Raw genomic sequence first — 8,385 nt, forward strand, 5'->3', positions numbered from 1 at the left:
TGGCCTCGCCACCAACCGATCTTGATATTTCCATTGCAACAACTGTGGACTGTACTACCGGAGGAGAGGCTGTTGTGAGTATTGGCTCTACCTTAGTAAGTACTGGGCCGTTCTATTTCAGCATCTATCAAGGACCTGCATCTGTGTATCCAAACCCAGCGGGGTCATGGATTCCAGAGGATGCCCCGGGTAGCCAGTCTGCCACCTTTACGGGACTGACCCCAGGGGTAAGCTATACCTTTATCGTATACGATGCATCGACCAACTGTAGCTATTTTGAACCGGCCACCACACCGATCCCGACCAACTCGACCCTAACGGCCACGGCCGTATCGGCGGCAAACATCAGCTGTACGGGCAGTGCGGACGGAACCGTGTCGTTCACCATCAACAGTTCCTATGGCACTTCCATCAACATCGACTACGAAGTGTTCGATACCCTGACGCAGGAACCTGCAGGGGTGACCGGATCTGGAACGGTAGGAGGTAACGGCTCCTTGACGGTAACAGACCTTGGACCGCTTCCTTTTGGAAACTACTATGTACTGATCACGGAGAACACGGGGCCGAATGCCGGCTGTAGCATTGTGACCATCCCGTTCAACATTACCGAATCGGAAATCCCTTTGAGCCTGAGCACATCGATCGACCAGAATGCGAACTGTAACGTAGCCTCTGGACAGATCAGTGCGGTGGGACATGACGGAACGGCTCCATACCAATACCAGGTAACAACCACGGCAACCGCACCTTCGGAAACGGATGCAGCATGGGCCTCGGCCAGTACCTTCAGCTTGGATGCAGGAGACTACTATGTACATGTGATGGATGCCTATGGCTGTATCGTGAGCAGTCCAGTGGTGGTACTGCCAGCGGACCCTTCCCCAGAAATCTCGGCAACGCTTGCCGATGAATGTCTGGATGTGGACGGTACCTATGAAATGACGGTAAACCTAGACATTGCAGGAATCCCTCCATATAGCTATAGCATCGATGGCGGCGCCTTCCAGACCCAGACGGCACCGTTTACCATAACGAACCTAGCCTCGGGCGACCATACGGTAGAGGTGCAGGATGCCAACGGCTGTGGGAACACGGTAACGGTGAGCATTGCGGCACCGCTGAACATAACGCCATCGGTAGAGGCACTGCCTACCTGTAACAACGACGATGGACAATTGTCCATTGCAACTGTGGGAGGTTCAGGAACATTTACCTATGCCATCAGTCCGAACCCGGCCACGGCAACCCTATCGGGCAATGTGTTCTCGGGACTGCCTTCGGGACTGTATACCATTACGGTTACGGATACGGTGACTTCCTGTGAGGAAGTTGTAGAGGTATCCTTGCCGGCAGCGGTACTGCCAACCTTTACGACCACGCCAAGTACGGTGACCTGTTTTGGTGACGATACGGGCGCCTTCGATATCAACGTGTCGAATTACTCTGGAGCCTATACCTATGAGGTATTCGACAATGCCGGGGTATCGGTAACGGGAGCGGTTGCGGCCAATACGGCTACCAACCCACAAACGGTAACGGGCATGAATGCCGGTACTTTTACGGTGGTGATCACTGAAACGGACATTCCGTTCTGTTCTGCGACTTCCACAGTAGTAATAGGATCGCCTTTGGAAGAATTGACTTTAACGGCCACGGAAACTTCCAATGTGACCTGTACGGATGACCAGGGAACCATTACGGCTATTGCCGAAGGGGGATGGGGCAGTTATGAATATGAATTGACCGGAGCCGCTACGGTGGCCTATTCACCAAATGGAACCTTTACAGGGCTTTCAGCGGGAACTTATACGGTAAACGTTATGGATGCACAGGGCTGTATTGATTCTGTGGATGTAACTTTGGAAATTCCAGAGCCTATTGCAGCGACCTTTACACCGAGTACGACCATGCTGTCCTGTTTTGGGGATGAGAACGCTACAATTGTTGTAGAAAACGTAACGGGCGGACAGGAAAGCAACTATACCTATACCTTAAATACACTGGCTCCTATAGCAAGTACCTCTGGACCGCAGACCTCTAACGAGTTTGCCAACCTGGGGGCAGGGACCTACAACGTGACCATCACCGATGGCTATGGCTGTAGCACGACCTCGGCGGACATTGCCATCTCCGAGCCAACGCCCATCGAGGCAAGTTTGGTAAAGAGCGCCTCGCCGACCTGTCTGAACGACGGGGAGCTTACCCTGAGCGCTACGGGCGGAACGGGAGCCTATACCTATAGTGATACCAGTGCCTTTACCACAGTATTGGGGTCGTTCACGTCCTCGGTATCCTTTACGGTACCGGCGGGAAGCTATGAATATTACGTTATGGATGCCAATGGATGTATAGCGATAGTATCCAATGAGATCACCATAGATCCGCTTCCAGAGTTGACTATCGAGTTGGCCTCTACCAACCCGACCATCAACTGTGCGGGCGACAACAACGGAACCATTGTTGCCGTTGCCGAGGGAGGTCTAGGTGATTATGTGTATACCCTGCAGGATGCCGCTGGTAATGCCATCCCAACTGCGGTACAGGATACCCCAGGGGTGTTCACGGAACTCTTGGCAGGTACCTATACGGTACATGTGCAGAGCGGTGATTGTGAAAGCACTTCAGCGACCATCACTATTACCGAGCCCAATGCGCCATTGGAAGCAACCTTTGAGATCAACAACGTAGCCTGTTACGGTGGTAATGACGGTTCTTTGGAGATTACCGCTACGGGAGGAACGGGCATCATCAAGTATGCCATCTCCCCACAGATGGACCAGTTCTTCGAGACCAATGTGTTCGAGAACCTTTGGCCAGGGGATTATGAGGTGATCGTTCAGGACGAACTGGGCTGTTATGTAATGTTCAGTTTTACCATTACAGAACCTGAACCGTTGATCGTAAGTATCGTGCCCGATTCTATATTGCCAACACCATGTGAGGGCGATAACGAAGGAGAGTTCAGTATCGAGATCTCCGGAGGAACGGCGCCGTACAGCGTAAGCTTGGATGAGTACGACGGACCGTATACCACGGGAGCTGCTGGTCAGACCGTTTTTGACTTTACTGGATTGGCCGGAGGAGACCATATTGTATATGTTCGAGATAGCATGGGCTGTGAGTCCGAGTGGAACATCACTTTCCCTGAGTCTGTGAACCTTGACCCTCTGTTGGAAGTGGAATACGTATGTATCGATAACTTCTCCACAAATGTTGTGACGGTATTGATAGACGAGAGCGTGGACCCTGCCGAAGTGGACTACTCCTTGGACGGTGGTCCTTACCAAGTGAGCAATGTGTTTGAGAACATACCTCCGGGAACCGACCACTATATAGAGGTACGCCATACAAATGGCTGTATCCAGACCACGGAGTTCTTTGATATTGGTGTGTTCATGCCAGTGGATTTGGCCCTTAACGAAGGTGACCAGAACCAGATCGTAGCCTTGGCCACTGGAGGTAACGGAGAGTATACCTTTACCCTTAACGATGAGGACTACGGAAGTGAGAATACCTTTATGATTTCCGAAACGGGAGAATATTTGGTCACTGTTACCGATAGCAACGGTTGTGTGGCAGAGGCTAGAATCTTCCTTGAATACATAGACCCATGTATCCCAAACTACTTTACGCCTAACGGTGACGGTATCCAGGACACTTGGGCGCCTTGTACGGAGGACTTCCCGAATCTGGAGTTTGATATCTACGACAGGTATGGCCGTAAGGTGGGTACCTATCACCAAGGACAGTACTGGGACGGAAGGTACAACAACCAAGAGCTGCCAACAGGTGACTACTGGTACGTAGTAAGGCTGAACAGTTCAAATAATGACAGAGAGTTTGTTGGACATTTTACGCTGTATAGATAATAATTCAATGTTTAGAAGACCCCAAATACACTAATCATATGAAAAAGATAATTACTTATATTTTTCTAATAGCAATTGGTCAAGCCTACGGCCAAGAGCTGAACCTACCGGTTTGGACGCAGTATCTTGCGGACAACGATTTTGTGGTGTCTCCAACCTACGCAGGGATTGGGGATAACCTGAGGATACGCCTTAATGGTTTAACCCAATGGGTGGGGATTAAGGACGCGCCAGATAACCAAGCTTTATATGCTGATTTTAGGATTGCAGATCGTTCTGGAGTGGGATTGTCATTGTATAATGACAAGAATGGAAATACACGCCAGAAAGGTGTGAAATTCTCCTTTGCCCACCACTTGGTATTGGATTATACTTCGGAGCAATATTTGTCCTTTGGGATCTCCTATAACATCAATAGTTTTAGAATCGATATTGAAAATTTTGAGCCCAACTATGAGACACCAATTGTAGACCCTTACGTTACAGATGACCGGGCTGTTAACAACAACAACTTTGATGTTGGGGTACTTTATAGGAATAAAGGGTATTACTTGAGTTTAAATGTTAACAATATTCTGAAAAAGGATATCGATAATTTCTATGGTATTGAACCAAGTCTTCTTTTGAACTACCAGTTGTATTCCGGGTTGGTTATTCAAAGTAAAGAAAATAAACGAGTAGAATTTGAGCCTTCGGTGTTTTTCCAATATTTTGGAAGTGATGGCCGTTCGGCTACGGACGTGAACTTTAAGTACCGAAAATTTAACAGAAAGGAAGATTATTATTGGGTTGGACTATCGTACCGTTTTTTAAACGACCAGTTTTTTAAGCCTTTAAACATTGGGCCTATGGCAGGAATCATGAAGTCAAAATTCTATTTTGCCTATTCCTACCAAATTACTACCAACGCCTTGGCGGGGTATAATTCAGGGACGCATAGTATCACTGTTGGAATCGATTTCCTTCAAGGAATTAGTAATTGCCCTTGTACAAAATAATACTAGTAAAAACTTAAAAATTAATAGAGTAGATATGCCTATGAAAACATAATTACTATAACACATATTAAATAATAAGGACACCATAATTTTTCCAACGATGCCCCTTGTTGGAAAACAACAAAACAAACCAAACACCATGAAAAAACCTACTTTTTCTAGAATTGCCATTATTATTGTGTTGTTAATTTTGGGGAGTCAGTCATATGCCCAAAATTACGTGCCTTTTACACCAAGGTTTAATGAGGATTTAAAAGGAGATATTATCCTGATAGGAAATAACATCCTGGGTCCAGACAATAATGCTTTTAATGACGGATCGGTATACAACCACAATGTGGATATGAGCTATATCGATATTGATGAAGATAATTCTACCTTTAGTTCATCAAGTGCCGATTTGGATATTCCCAATCCCAATTGTTACCAAATTATCTATGCGGGACTGTATTGGGGAGCCGTTACCAATGGAGATGAATCCATTACAGATGTAAAACTAAAAGGGCCTACCGGAGATTATCACGATGTAGAAGGAACCATTGTCTACAATGCTAATGGAACGGCTACAGGAAATAGTTTCCCATATTCCTGTTATGCCGATGTAACTTCTATTGTTACCAACTTGGATGTCGATTTAGGTACCTATACGGTGGCCAACGTATCTTCGGCTGAAGGGGAAACCGCAACCTTCGATCCGTATAACGGAACAGGATATTCTGCAGGATGGTCCTTATTTGTAGTATACGAAGATCCAACTCTGCCAGGAAAATCTATCACTAGTTTTGATGGGTTTAGCGCTATTAGTAGTTCCGTAAATACAGATGTATCGGTTTCGGGATTTAGAACCGTACCTGCTCCTGCTCCAGTAAGAGCGACGTTTGCTTTTGCGGCTTTGGAAGGGGATAAGCCTATTCAAAATGATAGAATGTTGCTTAACGGGACACCATTGTCGGCTGCCGATCGACCTGCCAATAACTTTTTTAATAGTTCGGTAACCCAATTAAGTGCAACGCCTGTAGATAATAGGGTTCCCAACAGTACCAATACCCTTGGTTTTGATACGGGGGTGATGGTGGTTCCCAATCCAGGAAACACATTGATCGCCAATGATGCTACGTCAGCTGTTGTAACTTTAGAAAGTGATCAGGATGTGTACTTTCAATATTTCTTTGCTTTTGCGGTTGAGATTATTGAACCCAATATTGTATTGACAAAAATTGTGGAAGATGATGAAGGAAATGATATTGGAGGGGAAACCGTTGGATTGAGTCAGCCGTTGAATTATATCATTGGGTTTCAAAATACAGGAAATGACAATGCTACCAATCTTGAAATCAAGGACATTCTTCCAATCAATATTATTTTTAATTACCCTGAGGATTTAGAATTGCCCGAAGGTGTAACAGCTGTGAGTTATGATCCAGATACAAGGGAACTTATCTTGAATGTTGCCGATTATTTGGTTGAGGAAGGGGACCCTGTGCTGGAAATCATTATTCATGCACAAACTGTAGATACCTGTAACCAATTGGCAGATTCCTGTTCCAATATTATCAACAACCAAGCCTTTGCTACATATAATGGCTATTGGAACCCTGATTTTTTAATTACGGATGACCCAAGTTATAGCAGTAATACAGGTTGTTTAATTACACCTCAGGCTACTAACTTTTTAGGGGATTTGGATGATTGTACCTTTGAGGAAAATGTAGTGCTTTGTGGTGCTAGTGTAGAATTAACCGCCGCTAATGGTTATGATGAATACTCTTGGTCAACCAGTCCATCCGGTACTCCGGTTATTGGAACAACCCAAACCATTACAGTAACCGAAACAGGAACTTATTACGTTCACAATACAGCTATTGCGCCTTGTCAATCTATTGATCAGGTATTTTATGTTACCACTTTTGGAGCAGGGATGACCAATCCGGTTATTCCATTTGCGGATGAAGTGGTGATCTGTCCTAATGACGGAAAGGAATTGCCGAACATCTTTTTATGTGGTGCTAATGATTCCAGAGAAATAAACACTAATATTTCCGGAGCTACCTCAATTATTTGGGAACAATTGGACGAATCCAGCTGTGAAGCGGTAACTAATGAAGATTGTGCCAATGAAAATGATGCCTGTACCTGGAACCAAGTGGGGACCGGGCCAGACTACACAGCCAACACGTCTGGACAGTTTAGGTTGACTATCAACTTTGAAGGTGGTTGTTTTGTGCAGTTCTACTTCAATGTGTATCAAAACTTATTAAGTCCTACGGCTGTTGGTCAAGATATTATTTGTACAACTCCGGGAAGTATTACGGTGGGAGGCGTACCTTCTGGGTATGAATACAGTTTGGATGGCGTTAACTACCAAACAAGTAATGTGTTCACCGTAAATACCCCTGGAGTATATACAGTGTATGTAAAGCAAATCGGTGTAGATACCAATCCGTGTATATTCTCTTCACCTGAAGTTCAGATCATGGAGAGTGATTTTACCACCACAAGTATGGTTACCCAACCTTTATGTCATGATGATAAAGGAAGTATCCAATTGGCGGCTATCGATGCAGAGCCTCAGTATTACTTTGAATTATACAGTGGCGGAACTTTGGTGAACAGTGTTGGACCTATTGATGAAAACAACTACACCTTTGAGAACCTAAATCCGGGAACCTATACTGCTACAGTAGAAACAGAGGATGGTTGTGTGTATTCTGAAGATGTGACCATTGTAGAACCACCATTATTGGAAGCTACGGCAGCGCTAACGGTGCCATTAACTTGTACCGATGGAGAAATTACGGTATATCCAATAGGAGGAACACCGCCATATTTTTACTTTGTAAACAGTGATACGGAATTTCAAACAGTACCGGAAATTGTGGTAACAGCTCCAGGAGTATTTAATATTACAGTTGTGGATTCCAACAACTGTAGTGTAGAAACAAGTATTACTGTTGGAAGTTCTCCTGCTCCAGAATTTACCATAGCCCAAACTGATATAAGTTGTGTGAGTTCTGGCGATACAGGAACTATCACCATAAATGTTACGGAAGCTTATGGAAGCTCCATTGCATATAGTATTGACGGAGGCGTGACCTTTGTGAGTTCATCTGTATTTACAGGTTTAGAGGAAGGGGACTACGAAGTTGTTCTTCAATATACTTTGGGAAGTTCGGTGTGTTTGACGGAGCCCCAAACGGTGACCATTAGCTCTAACGATCCTATTGCAGGCGTTGCCGAGCTGACTGCACCTTATACTTGTAGCAGTACCGGAACCATTACGGTAAATGAGGTTTCTGGAGGGGTGCCGCCATATACCTATAGTTTGGATGGGGTGACCTTCCAATCAGGTACTACCTTTACGGGACTAACTGCTGGTACTTATATGGTAACCATTCAAGATTCCACAGGCTGTATCTATATCACAGCTCCAATAGTTATAGAACCTTTGGATCCTCCAACAGATGTAGAGTTTACCAGTACGCCTGTAACCTGTCCGTCGAACACGGCTACAATTA

Annotated in this window: 2 protein-coding genes and 1 pseudogene; all 3 read left to right on the forward strand. The window is 45.3% G+C overall.

Going from position 1 to position 8,385, the window contains the following annotated elements; translation table 11 throughout:
- Positions 1-3,872: T9SS type B sorting domain-containing protein (locus ZA05_RS17475; protein WP_157514742.1), on the forward strand; the 3,872-nt coding region annotated here is incomplete at its 5' end.
- Between the two features lie 38 nt (positions 3,873-3,910).
- Complete coding sequence (locus ZA05_RS17480) at positions 3,911-4,870, forward strand: type IX secretion system membrane protein PorP/SprF (protein WP_053992975.1); 960 nt, start codon at positions 3,911-3,913, stop codon at positions 4,868-4,870.
- A gap of 139 nt (positions 4,871-5,009) precedes the next feature.
- Positions 5,010-8,385 (forward strand): annotated as a pseudogene (locus tag ZA05_RS17485) (SprB repeat-containing protein); the annotation flags it as partial.

The sequence above is a fragment of the Mangrovimonas sp. TPBH4 genome, assembly GCF_001280505.1.
In the GTDB taxonomy this organism is placed as follows: domain Bacteria; phylum Bacteroidota; class Bacteroidia; order Flavobacteriales; family Flavobacteriaceae; genus Mangrovimonas_A.

What these genes read in the sequence shown, in the direction of transcription:
- ZA05_RS17480 (WP_053992975.1), top strand. Translation starts at nt 3,911, where the DNA reads ATGAAAAAGATAATTACTTATATTTTTCTAATAGCAATTGGTCAAGCC.